This window comes from Pseudomonas sp. PDM19, assembly GCF_014852215.1.
Classification (GTDB): domain Bacteria; phylum Pseudomonadota; class Gammaproteobacteria; order Pseudomonadales; family Pseudomonadaceae; genus Pseudomonas.
Map to the genome: position 1 here is coordinate 947,570 of NZ_JACVBG010000003.1, position 18,197 is coordinate 965,766.

Here is an 18,197-nt window from a genome sequence, read left to right on the forward strand (position 1 = left end):
TCCAGTGCTTCGGAACTTGAGTTTCGAGGAGGAGTGCTTCGGTCTATCGCTCTTCCAAACTTTCATCCACATACCGCTTGAGTGGACTGAGGAAGTAATCGATCACTCTCTGTTGGTCTGTTTTTATTTCCGCACGCACGCTCATGCCCGGCGTCAGCGGCATATCCTGTTTGCCGACGCGGAGATGGTTCTGTTGCAACTCGATGCGCAGGTCGTAGAGCAGGCCGCGCTTGTCGTCTTCGATGGCGTCGTCGGAGAGATCCAGCACCTTGCCGGTGATTACGCCGTACTTCGTGAAGTTGAAGGCGTCGACCTTGACCGTGACGTCCTGGCCGGGGTGGACGAAGCCGATATCCTTGTTTTCCAGCTGCGCGATGACTTCCACGGGCTGGTCGCTGGGGACGATCACCATGAGTGGCTGGGCTTCGGTGACCACGCCGCCGACGGTGTGCACGGCCAGTTGCTGAACAGCTCCGTCTACCGGGGCGGTCAGGCGGGTGAGGCTGTCACGGCTTTCAGCCTTGTGCAGGTCCTGCTGCAGGGCGGCGCTTTTCTGTTCGGATTGCTGGCGCAGGTCGAGCATCTGCCGGCGGGTCTGGGCGAGCAGGGTGGCACGACGCCCCTCGGCTTCTCGTCGCGAGGCCTTGAGTTCCTGGATGCGGTTCAGGTTCTCGTCAAGCTGGCGCTCCTGCGCCATTTGCTCCTGCTGCTTGCCCAGGTAGTGGTGCTTGGGCACCAGGCCTTTTTCGGCCAGCCGGGCATAGTCGGCGGTGATGCGGCGGGTAATCGGCAGACTCTGTTCGAGCTTGCGCGCGGATTGCTCGGCGGAGAGGATTTCGATGGTACGTTGGGCGATCAGGGCATCGCTTTGCGACAGGCTGCTGCGCAGTTCTTCGAATTGGCCTTGCAGCCATTGATTGGCGGCGTGCTGTTGCGCCGGAGGCGCCTGGGGCAAGTAGGGCGCAATAGAACCGGGCACCTTGCGGCTGTCGATAGCGTCCAGCAGAGCCTGAGCACGGGCGGCGTCGATCTGCATGGCCAGTAGATCGCTTTTAAGACGCTCGACATCGGCACCGGTCTGGGCGGAGTCCAGTTCCACCAGCAGATCGCCGGCTTTCACCACCTGACCGTCACGCACGTGGATTGCCTTCACCACTGCCACTTCATGGGGCTGGATGACCTTGCTATGCCCGCTGGGCACGATCCGGCCGACCGCTGTTGCCACCACGTCCACCTGACCGAGGCAGGCCCAGATCAGGGTCAGCGCAGCAAAGGTCATGATGATCCACTGCAGATAGCGCGGCGCCGGGTGCGGAGGCGTTTCCTGCAGTGCGAGCGCGGCCGGGAGGAACTGCACTTCATGGGGCTGGCGCGGCGGCGGGCTCATGCTCTTGCGCCGCTGCCAGGAGTGGCGCCAGACCTGCCAGTAACGCTCGGCTAGTTGGCGACGAGGGCTTGCTGAATGACGCATGTTAGGTACTCCCTGTCTTTCAGCGTTGCTGCATGTGGTAGAGGCGCGAGTACAGGCCGGCCGGCAGGGCCAATAACTGGTCATGACTGCCTTGTTCGACGATCTGCCCGCGGTCGATCACCAGGATGCGGTTGGCCTGGCGCACAGCGGAAAGGCGGTGAGCGATGATGATTACGCTGCGGCCCTGGCAGATGCGCTGCATGTTCTGCTGGACGATGCGTTCGGACTCGTAGTCCAGGGCGCTGGTGGCCTCGTCGAAGATCAGGATGCGCGGGTTGCCCAGCAGCGCGCGGGCGATGGCGATGCGTTGGCGCTGGCCGCCGGAGAGCGAAGCGCCGTGCTCGCCAACCACCGTGTCGTAGCCTTCGGGCAGTTCGAGAATGAACTCGTGGGCGCCGGCCAGCTGTGCCGCCTGCATCACCGCTTCCAGCGGTACGCCGGGGTCGGCCAGGGCGATGTTTTCGCGGATGCTGCGGTTGAACAGCATATTCTCCTGCAGTACTACGCCGATCTGTCGACGTAGTGAGGACACCTCGGCCAGAGCCAAGTCCATGCCATCCACCAGCACACGGCCGTGATCCGGCACGTAGAGGCGCTGCAGCAGACGAGTCAGCGTGCTTTTGCCGGAGCCCGAGCGGCCAACGATGCCGATGACTTCGCCGGGTTGGATCGTGACGCTTATCCCCCGCAGCACCTCCGACCCATCACTGCGGTAGCGGAAGCGCACCTGATCGAACTCGATGCGGCCGCGCAGCGGCGGCAGCGAGCCACGCAGCCCGGTTCCGGCCTCGCTGCGAGTATTCAGAATGTCTCCCAGGCGTTGCATGGAGACAGCCGTCTGCTGGAAGTTCGGCCACAGTTGGGCCAGACGCATGATCGGCTGGGCGACGCGGCCGGCCAGCATGTTGAAGGCGATCAACTGGCCGACAGACAGTTGCCCTTCCATCACCAGGCGCGCACCAAGCCAGAGCGTCAGCACGGTGACCAGCTTGCCGATCAGGCTGACGCCCTCGTTGGCCAGGGTCGAGAGCACCTGGGTGCGGAAACTGGCGGCGACATAGGCCGCCAACTGGTTGTCCCAGCGCCGTGTGGACTGTGGCTCGACCGCCAGCGCCTTGAGGGTGTCGATGCCGTTCAGCGATTCGACCAGGAAGGCCTGGTTCTCCGCGCCACGATTGAAGCTTTCCTGCAGGCGCGCCCGCAGCGGTGGCGTGATGAACAGCGAGAGCAGCACATACAGCGGCAGCGACAGAATCACCACCAGGCTCAGCCAACCGCTGTAGGCCAGCATGACCGCGATGAACACCACGCAGAACAACAGGTCCAGCACCAGGGTGACGGCATTGCCAGTGAGGAAGCTGCGGATGTTCTCCAGCTCGCGTACCCGGGCCACCGAGTCACCCACCCGGCGCGCATGGAAGTAGGCCAGGGGCAGGGCTATCAGATGTCGGTAAAGACGCGAGCCCAGTTCCACATCAATGCGACTGGCAGTATGGGCGAACACATAAGTGCGCAGGCCACTGAGCAGGCTTTCGAAAATCATGATCGCCAGCAGGCCGATGCACAGCACGTTGAGCGTGGACAGGCTGCGATGCACCAGCACCTTGTCCATCACCACCTGGAAGAACAGTGGGGTAAGCAGCGCGAAGATCTGCAGGCAGAACGAAGCCAGCAACACCTCGCCCAGCAATTTGCGGTATTTGACGATGGCCGGGATGAACCAGGTGAAGTCGAAGCGCGCCAGCTCGCCGGCGAGGGACGCCTGGGAACGCAACAGCAGCAGCGTGCCGTTCCATCGGTTTGCCAGCTCATCTATGGCGAGTGTCTGCGGGCGTGCCGCACGGGGGACCTGAATGAGTGCCTGGCCCTGGTCGACACGAGCGAGGATGAAGTAGGTGCCATCGTTGGTTTCGGCGATGGCTGGCAGCGGGGTTTGCGCCAGGCGTTCCGGGCGTGTCCGTACGGCCCTGGTTTTCAGACCGAGCTTGGCCGCAGCCAGGAGCAACTGGTCATGACTGAACACGGAGGAACTGTCGGAGAACTCGTGACGCAGTTGTTCGGGACTGGCGGCGATGCCATGAAATCGCGCCAGAGTAACCAGGCATTCAAGGCCGCTATCGAGTGGGGGGGGAGGAGCGTCCGAGCGTTCCGGAGCAGTCATTGCGGTACTTCCTGTCAGGGGGGGATTTGGATAGCGCTACCCCGCTCAGGAAGTGTTCTTTGTTCAGCTTGCGTTCAGCAATGCTGGTGTAAGGCGATGGCTCTAAATCAGATGTTTCAGACGAACTGCCGTTTCAAATCCTTACTCGCAGGGAATCGGGTCCTAATGCTTTCGGGGGAATGCAGGTTTGCTTCGGGCGGAGTCACCCGCTCCCTGCAGCAGCGAACCATGCCCACGATCGCGCTGCTACAGGGATCACCCTCCGCAGCAATGGCTGCGGGATCGCTCTCACTTGCAGAATGCAGCCAGGTCCTTGCTCATCTGGTCGAGGATCGCCGAAGGCTTACCATCCCCCCATCCCAGATGGACGCCCATCCTGTCCAGGCAGTTGATGGCTGCCAGGGAGGAGGTTTTCAGCGAGGCGTCCAGACTGCCGGTGATCTTCAGTTGTCCGAATGCGCTGGCAATGACGACGCGGCAGCTCTGGTAGATGTCCGGCTCGAGCGCTTTGTTTTCCGGCTTGAGCGCATCCTCGATATCGATTGAGGCCGGCTCGATGAAGGTCATTTCCCATTGGTTTTCGATAAGCCAGCGGGGGAAATCCACGATGTTGAGGTACTTCTGCGTACGCACGCAGTTGGCAAGCTCACCGAGGGCATCGCTACCTTCGTCGCTGCCGAAGGGCGCGTCTTCATCGCAGCAGTCGTAGTAGACGTCATCGGCAAAGTGGGCGACGAAGCGCGGGTGCGAGGTCAGGCGATGCAGCCCGACTTCCTCGTCGTCGAAGTAGCGGTGGCCGTCGTAGTCGAAGGGGAAGTCGACATAGCCTTTCTTCATCTTGCCCTGGGTGAGCTTCCGGGCCTGCGCCTCGCAGTCTTCGGGGGATGCGAATGCCTTGATCTGGTTGCGCCCGTTGGTGCCGCTCTTGCCGTAGTTGAGCAGCAATTCGGAGCCCAGCGTTTCAACTCGCCAGAACTTGTCCGCTTTTTCTTCCGTGAATTTCAGTGACGCCTTCATCCTGACCTCGGGTGGTTTGCAGGTGAAGGATTATCTGGATTCCCGGCCGGATGGTCGAGGGCGTAGGGCGGATAACGCCCCAAGCGTTATCCGCCATCCCGACGGCGGATAAAGCGTTCCGCTTTATGCGCCCTACGAGTGCAGCCGGGGCGAGCGGGCCATGCCCGCGATCGCGCGCATGGCGCGCTCCTACAGGGAGACGGAGGTTTCGCCACCCACCAGAATCCCCTGTTCGCGCCCACAGACTTCCACCAGGAAATCCCACACCAGTCGCAGCCGCACCGAGCGGTGCAGTTCGCGCCGGGTGCACATCCAGTATTCCCGTTCGATGAATTCCTCCGGCAGCACCGGCACCAGCCGCGGGTCGTGCAGGCCCATGTACTGCGGGAGGATGGCGATGCCGATGCCGGCCTGGGCGGCCTGTTGCTGGGCGACCACGCTGGTGCTGCGGAACACTACTTGCGGGTGGCGGCAGAAGCTGTGGTGGAACAGCAGTTCCTGGCTGAACAGCAGGTCGTCGACGTAGCCGATCCACGGGTGGCGGCTGAGGTCTTCGCGGTCGCGCAGGGGCGGGGCGTTTTCCAGGTAGGCGGGGCTGGCGAACAGGCTCAGGCGGTAGCTCGTCAGGCGGCGGCTGATCACCAGGTCGGCGCTCGGGCGCTCCAGGGTGATGGCGATGTCCGCCTCGCGGTTGGTGATACTGACGAAGCGCGGCACCGACACCAGTTCCACTTCCAGGCCGGGGTAGCGCTGCATCAGTTCGCCCAGGCGCGGGGCGAGAAACATGGTGCCCAGGCCTTCGGTGACGCCGATGCGGATCTGCCCCAGCGGCGAGATGGCCTGGCTCATTTCCTCCTGGGCGAGGAGGGCGGTGTTCTCCATGGCCTCGGCGTGCTTGAGCAGTGCCTGGCCGGCCGGGGTGAGCTGGTAGCCGCCGGTGTGCTGGGCGAACAGCTGGGTGCCCAAGTCGCGCTCGATGCTCTCGATATGCCGCGCCACCGTGGCGTGGGTGGTGCCCAGGCGCTTGGCGGTGGTCAGCAGACGCCCGCTGCGGTGCAGCTCCAGGAAGTAGCGCAGGTCATTCCAGTCGAACATCTCGGCAGTCCTTGTTGTTAGAAAACGCACAGCAGCTGACTCGAAACGACTGTTCTTTTATCACGAACGAACGACTAGGCTCGGTCCTCAGATAAAAAGAACAAGCACGACGAGGTACTTCTCCATGCCCCAGGCACTGGATGCTTATGACTACCTGATCGTCGGCGCGGGCCCTGCCGGCTGCCTGCTGGCCAATCGCCTGTCCGCCGACCCTGCCAACCGCGTGCTGCTGCTCGAAGCCGGCGGCCCGGACAACTATCCCTGGATCCACATTCCCGTCGGTTACCTCTACTGTATCGGTAACCCGCGCACCGACTGGTGCTTCGACACCGAGAAGGTGCCGGGTCTGAACGGCCGCGCCATCAAGTACCCGCGCGGGCGCACCCTGGGCGGCTGCTCCTCGATCAACGGCATGATCTACATGCGTGGCCAGGCGCTGGACTACGACGGCTGGGCTGCCGAGGGCAACGCTGGCTGGGGCTGGAATGACCTGCTGCCGCTGTTCATGAAGATGGAGGACCACTTCGGCGGGTCGAGCGAGTTGCATGGCTCGGGCGGCGAATGGCGGGTGGAGAAGCAGCGGCTGTCGTGGACCATCCTCGATGCCTTCCGCGAGGCGGCAGCGCAGTCCGGCGTGCGCCCGGTGGACGACTTCAACGGCGGCGACAACGAAGGCTGCGGCTACTTCCAGGTGAACCAGCGTTCCGGCGTGCGCTGGAACGCCTCGAAGGCCTTCCTGCGGCCCATCGCCAACCGCCCCAATCTCACTGTGCTGACCAACGTGGAGGCCCTGCGCGTGTTGCTGGAGAACGGCCGCGCCGCCGGGCTGGAAGTGAACTGGCAGGGGGCGCGGCGCGAGCTGCGGGCCCGGCGTGAAGTGATTCTCTGCGCCGGGGCGATCAACACGCCGGTGCTGCTGCAACGCTCCGGCATCGGCCCGCGCGATCTGCTGGAGAAACACGGCGTCGGCGTGCGCCATGAGCTTTCCGGCGTCGGCGGCAACCTGCAGGACCACCTGCAACTGCGCCTGATCTACCGCATGAACGGCGCGCCCTCGCTGAACCAGATCGCCTCGACGCTGTGGGGCAAGATGGGCATGGGCCTGGAGTACCTGCTCAAGCGTAGCGGCCCACTGTCCATGGCGCCGAGCCAGTTGGGCGCGTTCGCCAAGTCCGACCCCGGCCAGCGTTCGGCCAACCTCGAATACCACGTGCAGCCGCTGTCGCTGGAGCGCTTCGGCGAGCCGCTGCACAGCTTCCCGGCTTTCACTGCTTCGGTGTGCGACCTGCGCCCGCTGAGCCGTGGCTCGGTGACGCTGCGTTCGCTGGACCCGCGCGACAAGCCGGTGATCCAGCCCAACTACCTGAGCCACCCGCAGGACCTGCGCGTGGCTGCCGACGCCATCCGCCTGACCCGCCGCATCGCCGCCGCGCCCGCGCTGGCGCGCTACCAGCCGGTGGAGTTCAAGCCCGGCCCGGACTACCAGACCGAGGAAGACCTGCACCGCGCCGCCGCCGAGATCGGCACCACCATCTTCCACCCGGCCGGCACCTGCCGCATGGGGCAGGGCGAGGGCGCGGTGGTGGACAGCCAGTTGCGCGTGCACGGTATTCCCGGCCTGCGCATCGCCGACGCTTCGATCATGCCCAGCCTGACCTCCGGCAACAGTTGCTCGCCGGTGCTGGTGATCGCGGAAAAGGCCGCGCAGATGATTTTGAGCGAACCCGCGCGCGGCGCGGAGGTCATCCCTTCCAGTGGGCGCACACAGGAGGAAGCTCCGGTGGCGTGACGGCGATCCCGTCTGCCCACTTTTTTATTTGGCGTGTAGCAAATCAACGGTATCGCGCGGTGTGAAAACCGTGGCAGTCGAGGCTGACAAAAACAAAAGCCCCCAGAAGGGGCGGGAGAGCCCGCAATGACCGATCCAGCAATCACGAGTGCGACACAGACCAGCTCCTATGAGCGGCCCGCGACTTCGCGTCGCGACGAGCGCAAGGTGATTTTCGCCTCGTCGCTCGGCACGGTGTTCGAGTGGTACGACTTCTTCCTCTACGGGTCGCTGGCGGCGATCATCGCCAAGCACTTCTTCGCCGGGGTCAACGACACCACTGCATTCATCTTCGCCCTGCTGGCGTTCGCCGCCGGCTTCCTCGTCCGCCCCTTCGGCGCGCTGGTGTTCGGCCGCCTGGGGGACATGATCGGGCGCAAGTACACCTTCCTCGTCACCATCCTGCTGATGGGCCTGTCGACCTTCGCGGTGGGCCTGCTGCCGGCCTACGCCACCATCGGCGTGGCCGCGCCGATCATCCTCATCGTGTTGCGCCTGCTGCAGGGCCTGGCGCTGGGCGGTGAGTACGGTGGCGCAGCGATCTATGTGGCCGAGCACGCGCCGGACCACAAGCGTGGCGCCTACACCAGCTGGATCCAGTGCACCGCCACCGCTGGCCTGCTGCTCTCGCTGGTGGTGATCTGGGGTTGCCGCCAGCTCACCGGCGCCGAGTTCGAGGCCTGGGGCTGGCGCCTGCCGTTCCTGATCTCCATCGTGCTGCTGGGCATCTCCACCTGGATTCGCCTGTCGATGCACGAGTCGCCGGCATTCCTGAAGATGAAGGCCGAGGGCAAGGTGAGCAAGTCGCCGCTCAAGGAGTCCTTCACCAACTGGGGCAACCTGAAGATCGTCCTGATCGCGCTGTTCAGCATCAACGCGGGCCAGGCGGTGACCTTCTACGCCGCGCAGTTCTACGTGATGTTCTTCCTCACCCAGGTGCTGAAGGTGGACCCGGCATTGTCCAACGGGCTGCTGATCATCTCCCTGGTGATCGGCGCGCCGCTGTTCGTGGTGATGGGCTGGCTGTCGGACAAGGTCGGCCGTAAACCGGTGCTGATCACCGGCCTGCTGCTGGCCACGGTGCTGTACTTCCCGCTGTTCCAGGCGCTGACCCATTACGCCAACCCGCAGATCGATGCGGCCACGCGCCAGGCGCCGGTCACCGTGATGGCAGACCCGGCCACCTGCACCTTCCAGTTCGACCCGGTGGGCAAGGCCAAATTCGACAGCGCCTGCGACAAGGCCAAGACCCTGCTGGTGAAGGGCGGCGTGCCCTACAGCACGGTGGCCGCGCCGGCCGGCAGCGAGCTGGTGGTGACGGTGGGCGAGAAGCGCCTCGAGGGCTTCGACGCCGCCGCGCTGGGCGCTGCGGTGAAGGACGCCGGCTACCCGACCGTGGCCGACTCTTCGCTGGTGAACCGGCCGATGGTGGTGGCGATCATCGTCGCGCTGATCTTCATCGCTACCTGCTGCTACGGCCCGCTGGCGGCGCTGATGGTCGAGCTGTTCCCGACGCGCATCCGCTACACGTCGCTGTCGCTGCCGTACCACATCGGCAACGGCTGGTTCGGCGGACTGCTGCCGACCATCTCGTTCGCGCTGGTGGTGTACACCGGCAACATCTTCTACGGCCTGTGGTACCCGGTGCTGATCACGGCGATGAGCCTGGTCTGCTCGCTGCTGTTCCTGAAGGAGACCAAGGACAACGACATCCACGCGGATTGATCCCCGGCTGAGGTGAGAGGGCCCGGCTGGTTGCCGGGCTTTTTTCATGTCTGTCGCCAGCGCGGGAGTCCTGCGTGGCATCGGTTGCGGCTTCGCCTTAGGATGCCGTGCCCGGTACACCGCCGGATCACTCAAGGAGCGAATACGATCATGGCCATCAAGAATGAAAAGCTGAGTCAGTACAGCTTCCTCGACGAGATGCAGCGCGACAGCTACTTCCCGCCGCATCTGGTCGCCAAGGGCCAGCATTTGCTGGTGGCGCTGTGCGAGACCATCGAGGCGCAGGCACCGGCGGACCTGGATGCGCTGTACGCGCTGACCCATGAAACCACCCTGGCCTTCAATGCGCTGGGCGAGGAGTTCGAGGACCAGGGCAGCGAGATCGAGACCGCCGCCCGCGACAACATCGGCGGGGATGTCGCCTTCATCGCCGAGGCCTATGGCTTCGATGCCGATATCGAGGAACTGATCGCGCCACGCGAGTGGTAGATCGTTCGAGCTTCCGTGAAATGACGAAGGCCCGGCTTGATGCCGGGCCTTTTCATTGGGAAGCCGGAGTCCGCCTGTAGGAGCTGGGTAGTTCGCGGGCTGGGAGGGAGGCACCTTGTAGGATGGGGGGAGCGCAGCGATACCCATGCTGTCGGTGCGCCGGAGTCGATGGGTATCGCTGCGCTCCACGCCATCCTGCGTTCGAGGTTTTTCCCGATATCGGTGGGTGCGAGAAGAAAAACAAAAGGCGCCCGAAGGCGCCCTTTGTGGCAGGCAGCGACGATCAGCGGAAAGCCGGCACCACGTGCTGGATGAACAGCTCCAGCGACTTCTTCTTCTGCGCATACGGCAGGCTGTTGTCGGCCCAGAAGCTGAACTCGTCCACGCCCAGTTCCTGGTAGTGGCGGATGCGCGCGATGATTTCTTCCGGGGTGCCGATCATGGTGTTCTTGCGGATGTTCTCCAGCTCGAACTCCGGGCGCTCCTTGAACTTCTCCTCGGGGCTGGGCGGCAGCAGGCCGTTGACCGGGGTCTGCTTGTTGCCGAACCAGGCGTCGAAGGTGCGGTAGAAGCGCGAGATGGCCTCGGCGCCGACCTTCCAGCCTTCCGGATCGTCGGCGGTGTGCACGTGGGTGTGGCGCAGCACCATCAGTTGCGGGCGCGGCACATCCGGGTTGTTGGCCAGGGCAGCCTCGAACTTGTTCTTCAGGTCGACGACTTCCTCGTCGCCCTTCATCAGCGGCGTGACCATCACGTTGCAGCCGTTGGCCACCGCGAAGTTGTGCGAGTCCGGGTCGCGGGCGGCGATCCACATCGGCGGGGTCGGCTTCTGGATCGGGCGCGGCGAGGAGGTGGAGGTGGGGAACTTCCAGATCTCGCCTTCGTGGGCGACATCGCCCTGCCACAGCGCCTTCACCACCGGGACCATCTCGCGCAGGTACTTGCCGCCGTCGCCGGCCGGCATGCCGTTGGCCATGCGGTCGAACTCGTACTGGTAGGCGCCGCGCGCCAGGCCCACTTCCATGCGGCCGTTGCTGATCACGTCGAGCAGGGCGCATTCGCCCGCCACGCGGATGGGGTGCCAGAAGGGCGCGATGATGGTGCCGGCGCCCAGGCGGATGGTTTGGGTGCGCGCGGCGAGATAGGCCAGCAGCGGCATCGGGCTCGGCGAGATGGTGTACTCCATGGAGTGGTGCTCGCCGATCCAGACGGTGGAGAAGCCACCGGCCTCGGCCATCAGCGTCAGCTCGGTGAGCTCTTCGAACAGCTGGCGGTGGCTGGGCTGGTCGTCGTAGCGCTCCATGTGCACGAACAGGGAAAACTTCATATCGCTTACCTCGAACCTTTCTTGTATCCGGCGCGGCAGCCGGCGGGAGATGCGCAGGCACGCATCGCTGCTTTTCGGCGGTCAGGCGCGGCGGCGGGAGAGTGGCCGTTTTCCGCGCTAGGGAATCCGTTGCATATTGGTATACCATAATACGGGATGTCTGCAAGGCGTTTCTGCCGCGAGCAGACCAAGGGAGTAGGGATGAACCTCAAACAAAAACTGATCCTCGCCTTTTCCGCCATCGCCAGCCTGCCGGTGATTCTCGTCGCCGTGCTGGTGATCCTCAACCTGCGCGGCGAGGCGCGGGAAAGCTTCATTGATGGCAGCAGCCGGGAGATCCGCCAGGTCGAGAACGCCATGCAGATATTCTTCGACGGCATCACCCAGAACGTCGAATACCTCGCCGGCCATCCCCAACTGATGGCCATCGACAGCAGCCTCAAGCAGTACATCGGCGCCGACGCCGCACAGCACCCGACCGGGGAGCTGGACAAGCGCGTGTTCGACCTCTTCACCGGCCTGGCGCAGAGCCACCCGGACTACGCCTACGTCTCCCTGGGCACCCGCGAGGGCGGCTACAGCTTCTGGCCGGGCGACGCCAAGCTGGCCAACTACGACCCGCGCACCCGGCCCTGGTACCAGGCGGCTATGGCCCAGCCGGGCAAGACCCTGCGCACCAAGGCCTACTACTGGGCCGCGGACAAGGTGGTGCTGGTAAGCAGCGTGCGGACCTTCGCCAACCAGTTCGGCCCGCAGGGCGGGGTGGTCAATATCGACGTCTCGCTCAAGCGCCTGACCGATATCGTCAAGGCTATCCGCCTGGGCGAATCCGGCTACCTGATGCTGATGGAAGGCGACGGCACCATCCTGGTCGACCCGCACAACCCGGAGAACAACTTCAAACAGCTGGGCGAGCTGGGCGGCGATTTCCAGCGCCTGGCCAGTGCGCAGAAAGGGCTGGTGGAAGTGACTATCGGCGGCGAGCCCTACCTTGCCAACGTCTGGCCGTCCGAGACCCTGGGCTGGCGCTTCGTCGGGCTGATCAAGGAAAGCGAGGTGATGAGCAAGGCGACACGCCTGACCTGGGGCATCGCCCTGGTGGCGGTGATCATCGCGCTGGTGTTCGCCGGCCTCGGCTCGCTGTTCGCCGGGTTGGTAGTGCGTCCGGTGCGCGCCGTGGCAGCAGGCCTGGAAGGCATCGCCCAGGGGGACGGTGATCTCACGGGCCGTCTTGCCGTGCGTGGCCGCGACGAGACGGCGCAACTGGCCGGCTGGTTCAACCAGTTCCTCGATGCGATCCGCCGGTTGGTGCAGAGCATCGGCACCGCCGCCGGCAGCATCCACCAGAGCTCGGGCAGCAGCCGCGAGACCTCCCAGGCGCTGGCCGATACCGCCGCGCGTCAGCGTGAGGCGGTGGACATGGTCTCCACCGCGTTCAACGAGATGGTCATGACCGCCAACGAGGTCGCGCGCTCCTGCAGCCAGGCGGCGGAATCCGCCGACAGTGGCCAGCGCCAGGCCCACGACGGCCAGCAGCAGATCGACGAGGCGGTGGATAGCGTCGGTCGCCTGAGCGAGGAGATCGCCCACTCGGCCGACGCCATGCGCCAGTTGGAGCAGGACAGCAACGACATCCAGTCGATCCTCGGCACCATCCGCTCCATCGCTGAGCAGACCAACCTGCTGGCACTCAACGCGGCCATCGAGGCGGCGCGGGCGGGCGACCAGGGCCGGGGTTTTGCCGTGGTGGCCGACGAGGTGCGCGCGCTGGCACGGCGCACGGCGGAATCCACCGGCGAGATCGACAACCTGCTCGGCACCCTGGCCCGCCGCACCCATGACACCGGGCGACAGATGCAGTCGAGCCTGGAGGCGTCGCAGCGCACTGTCGGTTCGATCCGCGAGGCGCGCGCGTGCTTCGGCGCGATCCGCGAATCGGTGGACGTGATCCGCGACATGAACGCCCAGATCGCCACCGCTGCCGAGGAACAGCACCAGGTGGCGGAAGAGATCAACCGGCACATCAGCCAGATCCACCGCGACGCCCAGGAAGTCGCCGGCCTGGCGGACGCCACGCGGGGCGATGCGCAGACCCTGAGCGGGCTGTCGGACGAGCTGAACCGCCTGGTGTCGCGGTTCAGGACCTGATGGGGAAAAGGGGCTCGCGAAGGCGGGCCCTTTTTCTTTGTGTGCGAGAACGGTGTTCCCCTGTAGGAGCGGGCCATGCCCGCGATCGCGCGCATGGCGCGCTCCTACAGTCCGCGCGCCGGGTCGATGGGTATAGCTGCGCTCCACGCCATCCTACGGACGTGCCTCATGGCAATCGTAGGGCGCATAACGCGCCAGCGTTATCCGCCGACGCAACGGCGGATAACCTGTTCCAGGTTATTCGCCCTACGGTCCTGATCGATGGGTATCGCTGCGCTCCACGCCATCCTACGTTTGCGTCTCATGGTGGCTCCGCCGCTGGCGGAATTAGAGCGCATCAGGACCAATCAGCGGGCCAAAGAAAAGCCCCTTCTCACTCCCGCAAGAAGGGGCCTGCGCCGGACGGCGAAAGATCAGGCGGTCAGGCGAAAGCCTGCAGCGCGCCCATCTTTCCGCGGCAGTAAATCATCGGGGTGATCTGCTGGTCCGGCACGATCAGGTTCTTCACCGCACCGACCAGGATGGCGTGGTCACCGCCTTCGTATTCGCGCCACAGTTCGCATTCGATGATGGCGGTGGCATTTTCCAGCAGCGGGTTGCCGCGTTCGCTCAGGGTCCATTCGATGCCCTGGGCCTTGTCCTTGCCCTTGCTGGCGAAGGCATAGGCCTCGCCCTTCTGGTCGGCGGAGAGCAAGTGGATGGCGAAGTGCTTGCGGCGGATCAGCACCGGGTAGGAGTCGGAGCTGTAGTTGGGGCAGAACAGCACCAGTGCCGGGTCCATCGACAGGGAGCTGAAGGCACTCGCGGTGAGGCCGACCACCTGGCCATCGTCGTCCATCGTGGTGATGACGGTGACGCCGGACGGGAAGGAGCCCATGACTTGTTTGTAGGCAGCGTGGTCGATCATTGCGAGTACCTGTCTTGTGAGCCGGCCATCGGGAGTGGTCGTTTCGTCTGATGGTATACCGTAATACTTCGAAAGCAAGCCCTTTCTTTTCCCGATGGATGGACGGTGAAAGGCCGACTGTCGGCTGGAGGCTACGGAATACGGGGCTCTCGCCGATAGGGTGAGTGTCCGCCAGACACCCCGCTGGCTACCATTCGACCAACGGTTACTCAGAAATACCTTGCCTGGTATTTGGAATACCATAATATTGCCTCCGTCACCGCAGCGCCGTTTCTGCCCGATTCAGGGCGCCGGATGACCTGACCTTACAAAGACAATAAGCAAGGCAAAAACGATGTCCGATACTCCGCTGATCGAGAACCATACCGTCGATTACGTGCCGCCGGCCGAGCGTCATGGGCGCTCCCGTGACCTGTTCACGCTGTGGTTCAGCACCAACATCGCACCGCTGCCGGTGGTCACCGGCGCGATGGCGGTGCAGGTGTTCCATCTCGACCTGCTCTGGGGGCTGATCGCCATTGTCCTGGGGCACATGTTCGGCGGCGTGTTCCTCGCCCTGGCGTCGGCGCAGGGCCCGCAGATGGGCATCCCGCAGATGGTCCAGAGCCGGGGCCAGTTCGGCCGTTACGGCGCCTTGCTGATCGTGTTCTTCACCGCGCTGATCTACGTCGGCTTCTTCATTTCCAACATCGTCCTGGCGGGCAAATCAATCCAAGGCCTGGTTCCGGCGACCCCGACGCCCGTGGCGATCATCCTCGGCGCACTCAGTGCCACCGCCATCGGCGTGATCGGCTATCGCTTCATCCACACCCTCAACCGTATCGGCACCTGGGTGATGGGTGGCGCGCTGCTGCTGGGCTTCGTCATCATGCTCGGCGGCGACCTGCCGGCGAACTTCCTCTCCCGCGGCGCCTTCAACCTGTCCGGCTTCCTGGCCACCCTGTGCCTGGGCATCATCTGGCAGATCAGCTTCGCGCCCTACACCTCGGACTACTCGCGCTACCTGCCGGCCAGCGTCGGTATCGGCAAGCCGTTCCTGGCGACCTTCGCCGGCGCGGTGGCGGGCACCAGCCTGTCGTTCAGCTTCGGTGCCGTCGCCGTGCTGGCGACCCCGGAGGGCACCGACGCGATGGTCGCGGTCAAGCAGGCCACCGGTATGTTCGGCCCGGTGCTGATGCTGCTGTTCCTGCTCAACATCATCAGCCACAACGCGCTGAATCTTTACGGCGCGGTGCTCTCCATCGTCACCTCGATCCAGACCTTCGCCGGCAGCTGGACGCCCAGCGTGCGGGTGCGCGTGGTGCTGTCTTCGGTTGTGCTGGCGGGCAGCTGCCTGATGGCGCTGGGCGCCTCGGCCAACTTCATCTCGCAGTTCATCGGCCTGATTCTGGCGATGCTGATCGTGCTGGTGCCCTGGGCCTCGATCAACCTGATCGACTTCTACCTGATCAAGCGCGGCCGCTACGACATCAACTCGATCTTCCGTCGTGACGGCGGCGTGTACGGGCGCTTCAACCCGCACGCGATCATTGCCTACTTCATCGGAATCATCGTCCAGCTGCCGTTCGCCAATACCTCGCTGTTCGTCGGCCCGTACGCCAACTACATCGACGGGGTGGACCTGTCGTGGCTGGTCGGCCTGCTGGTGACCGTCCCGCTGTACTACTGCCTGGCCACCCGCGGCCAGGCCCGCGAAGTCGGCCAGCCGGTGGCGCTGGGGATCGCGGAATAAGGTTTCGACCTGGGTTTTACACTCTCTGCCCTGCCGGGTTTCGGTGGGGCTTTTTTTTGTCCGTACTTTTCAGGACACGCCGAGTGGTCAATCGACGCCGGCCTTGCCGGCGGATCGCGGGCATGGCCCGCTCCTACAGGGAGCACGCTCTTGCTTTGATGACTTCCAGAGGAATATCCGCACGCGCCGAATGCCCCTTTCAGAAGGCCGAAGGTGATCGGAGTTTCAGGGGTTGAGCGACATGGATGTCGCGAGAGCGTTGTCGGGCCAGGGATGGCCCGTCAACGCGGGCCCCTGGAACTCCGAGGAACCGAGGGTACTTTTCGCGAAGCGAAAAGCCGGATGGCAGGGGCAAGCCTTTTGGTTACTTTTCGGCGTTTGGAAAAGTAACTCGCCCGAGGGGGCGAAACCAGAAGTCCGCGCGCACACCGAAGCGGCGCTGGAACACCCAGGTCAAAGCATCGCGAATGGAGTCCGCACCTACGGCGGAAGAGTCGGCCTAAACCTGTAGGAGCGGGCCATGCCCGCGATCCGTCGGCAGGGCCGACGGCAATCCCGCTCGCCCATGGCCGGGGCCTTACCCCTCGAACCCCTCGACGATGACGATATCCGCCTTCGCCACGCCCTGCCGGTGCGCGCAGGCTTCCTGGTATTCCGCCGAGCGGTAGCAGGCCACCGCCTGCTCATAGGAATCGAACTCGATCACCACGCTACGCTGAGGAGTAGGGCGCCCCTCGAGGGCCTCTGAACGGCCGCCACGGGCGAGGAACTTGCCGCCGTACCTGGCGAAGGCCGCCGGGGCGCGGCGGGTGTATTCGCTGTATTGCTCCGGGTCGGTGATATCGACGTGAGCGATCCAGTAAGCCTTCATGTTCACCTCTGCTTGCTGCTGTTTCGGATAAGAAATGTATTATGGTATACCAGATTTTTTCATCCACGATCCAGCCGAGTACCGCACCATGCCGTTCGACCGCATCGAAGACATCATCGAAGACTACCGCCAGGGCAAGATGGTGCTCCTGGTCGACGACGAAGACCGTGAAAACGAGGGCGACCTGCTGCTCGCCGCCGAGCGCTGCACGCCCGAGGCGATCAACTTCATGGCCCGTGAGGCGCGTGGGCTGATCTGCCTGACGCTGACCGACGAGCACTGCGCCCGCCTGGGCCTGGAGCAGATGGTGCCGGCCAACGGCAGCGCCTATTCCACCGCCTTCACCGTGTCCATCGAGGCGGCCACCGGCGTTTCCACCGGCATCTCCGCCGCTGACCGCTCGCACACCGTGATTACCGCCGTGCAGCCGGGCGCCCGCGCCGAGGACCTGGTGCAGCCCGGCCACATCTTCCCCCTGCGCGCCCGCGAAGGCGGCGTGCTGACCCGCGCCGGCCACACCGAGGCGGGCTGTGACCTGGCGCGCCTGGCCGGGCTGACCCCGGCCTCGGTGATCGTCGAAGTCATGAACGACGATGGCAGCATGGCCCGGCGCCCGGACCTGGAAGCCTTCGCCAAGCGCCACGGCATCCGCATCGGTACCATTGCCGACCTGATCCACTACCGCCTGAGCAACGAGCACACCGTCGCGCGCATCGGCGAGAGCGAGTTGCCCACCGTGCACGGCACCTTCCGCCTGGTCACCTACGAGGACCGCATCGAAGGCGGCGTGCACATGGCCATGGTGATGGGCGACATCAAGCGCGACGAGCCAACCCTGGTGCGCGTGCACGTGATCGACCCGCTGCGCGACCTGGTCGGCGCTGAGTACACCGGGCCGAAGAACTGGACCCTCTGGGCCGCCCTGCAGAAGGTCGCCGAGGTCGGTCACGGCGTGGTCGTGGTGCTGGCCAACAACGAATCCTCCCAGGCGCTACTGGCTCGCGTGCCGCAGCTCACCCAGGCGCCGCGGCAGTTCACCCGCTCGCAGTCGCGCATCTATTCCGAGGTCGGCACTGGCGCGCAGATCCTGCAGGACATCGGCGTCGGCAAGATCCGCCACCTGGGTGCGCCGCTGAAGTACGCCGGGCTCACCGGCTACGACCTGGAAGTGGTGGAGACGCTGCCTTTCGAAGGCTGATCCGTTCGTCCGCTCGCCGTGCTGGCTTTTCGCCAGGAAAATTCAGCACGGTGAGGGTGAAAAAAGATTTCCTTTTCAATCAACCACCTGCGCAACACGAGGAACGACGGGGTGTTCACCCAAGCTTCGCTGCCACGATGGCCGGTGTCGCCGGGGACTTGCGGAAAGTTTGGAATACCATAATATGACATTCCGTAGGCCTTACGATTTCTGCCAGTCAGCGTGCCA

The 18,197-nt window shown here is 64.5% G+C and carries 13 protein-coding genes and 1 pseudogene; 7 read left to right on the forward strand and 7 right to left on the reverse strand.

Annotated features, from left to right (window positions below; translation table 11 throughout):
* Nucleotides 1-43 precede the first annotated feature (43 nt).
* From IB273_RS20335 to IB273_RS20350, 4 genes are all read right to left on the reverse strand, one after another.
* Nucleotides 44-1,471 carry an HlyD family type I secretion periplasmic adaptor subunit gene (locus IB273_RS20335; protein ID WP_192224878.1) on the reverse strand — a complete coding sequence of 476 codons (1,428 nt, stop codon included), beginning with the start codon at nucleotides 1,469-1,471 and terminating at the stop codon, nucleotides 44-46.
* 19 nt (nucleotides 1,472-1,490) lie between these two features.
* Nucleotides 1,491-3,632, reverse strand: a complete 2,142-nt coding sequence (locus IB273_RS20340; RefSeq protein ID WP_192224879.1) for a type I secretion system permease/ATPase — start codon at nucleotides 3,630-3,632, stop codon at nucleotides 1,491-1,493.
* Between the two features lie 288 nt (nucleotides 3,633-3,920).
* Nucleotides 3,921-4,649, reverse strand: a complete 729-nt coding sequence (locus tag IB273_RS20345; protein ID WP_192224880.1) for a WGR domain-containing protein — start codon at nucleotides 4,647-4,649, stop codon at nucleotides 3,921-3,923.
* Between the two features lie 189 nt (nucleotides 4,650-4,838).
* Nucleotides 4,839-5,744 carry a LysR family transcriptional regulator gene (locus tag IB273_RS20350; protein ID WP_081517797.1) on the reverse strand — a complete coding sequence of 302 codons (906 nt, stop codon included), beginning with the start codon at nucleotides 5,742-5,744 and terminating at the stop codon, nucleotides 4,839-4,841.
* Nucleotides 5,745-5,868: 124 nt separating this feature from the next.
* Between IB273_RS20350 and IB273_RS20355 the strand changes: the two genes are divergently transcribed.
* The 3 genes from IB273_RS20355 (at nucleotide 5,869) to IB273_RS20365 (ending at nucleotide 9,786) form a co-directional block, all read left to right on the forward strand.
* Nucleotides 5,869-7,533, forward strand: a complete 1,665-nt coding sequence (locus tag IB273_RS20355; protein WP_081517798.1) for a GMC family oxidoreductase — start codon at nucleotides 5,869-5,871, stop codon at nucleotides 7,531-7,533.
* 126 nt (nucleotides 7,534-7,659) lie between these two features.
* Nucleotides 7,660-9,297, forward strand: coding sequence for an MFS transporter (locus IB273_RS20360; protein WP_192224881.1), 1,638 nt, complete (start codon nucleotides 7,660-7,662; stop codon nucleotides 9,295-9,297).
* Nucleotides 9,298-9,447: 150 nt separating this feature from the next.
* Complete coding sequence (locus IB273_RS20365; protein WP_192224882.1) at nucleotides 9,448-9,786, forward strand: DUF5713 family protein; 339 nt, start codon at nucleotides 9,448-9,450, stop codon at nucleotides 9,784-9,786.
* A 283-nt stretch (nucleotides 9,787-10,069) separates the two neighbouring features.
* On the opposite strand, the gene IB273_RS20370 is transcribed toward IB273_RS20365, so the two are convergent.
* Entirely contained in the window at nucleotides 10,070-11,113 is a 1,044-nt protein-coding gene (locus IB273_RS20370; RefSeq protein ID WP_151186228.1) for an LLM class flavin-dependent oxidoreductase, read from the reverse strand.
* 420 nt (nucleotides 11,114-11,533) lie between these two features.
* On the opposite strand from IB273_RS20370, the pseudogene IB273_RS31975 reads away from it, so the two are divergent.
* Nucleotides 11,534-12,403, forward strand: a pseudogene (locus tag IB273_RS31975) (cache domain-containing protein); the annotation flags it as partial.
* A 129-nt stretch (nucleotides 12,404-12,532) separates the two neighbouring features.
* The gene (locus tag IB273_RS31980) at nucleotides 12,533-13,261 is read left to right on the forward strand and encodes a methyl-accepting chemotaxis protein (RefSeq protein WP_412548091.1); all 729 of its coding nucleotides are present in this window, start codon (nucleotides 12,533-12,535) and stop codon (nucleotides 13,259-13,261) included.
* Between the two features lie 421 nt (nucleotides 13,262-13,682).
* On the opposite strand, the gene IB273_RS20380 is transcribed toward IB273_RS31980, so the two are convergent.
* A complete protein-coding gene (locus IB273_RS20380) occupies nucleotides 13,683-14,168 on the reverse strand; it encodes a flavin reductase family protein (protein WP_045209928.1) in 486 nt (161 codons plus the stop codon).
* Between the two features lie 334 nt (nucleotides 14,169-14,502).
* Here IB273_RS20380 and IB273_RS20385 point away from each other — a divergent pair, with 334 nt between their 5' ends.
* Entirely contained in the window at nucleotides 14,503-15,900 is a 1,398-nt protein-coding gene (locus tag IB273_RS20385; RefSeq protein WP_081517803.1) for a purine-cytosine permease family protein, read from the forward strand.
* Between the two features lie 577 nt (nucleotides 15,901-16,477).
* On the opposite strand, the gene IB273_RS20390 is transcribed toward IB273_RS20385, so the two are convergent.
* Nucleotides 16,478-16,771, reverse strand: coding sequence for a DUF1330 domain-containing protein (locus tag IB273_RS20390; protein ID WP_081517804.1), 294 nt, complete (start codon nucleotides 16,769-16,771; stop codon nucleotides 16,478-16,480).
* An 88-nt stretch (nucleotides 16,772-16,859) separates the two neighbouring features.
* Here IB273_RS20390 and ribBA point away from each other — a divergent pair, with 88 nt between their 5' ends.
* Complete coding sequence (ribBA, locus tag IB273_RS20395; protein WP_081517805.1) at nucleotides 16,860-17,969, forward strand: bifunctional 3,4-dihydroxy-2-butanone-4-phosphate synthase/GTP cyclohydrolase II; 1,110 nt, start codon at nucleotides 16,860-16,862, stop codon at nucleotides 17,967-17,969.
* Nucleotides 17,970-18,197: the final 228 nt, after the last annotated feature.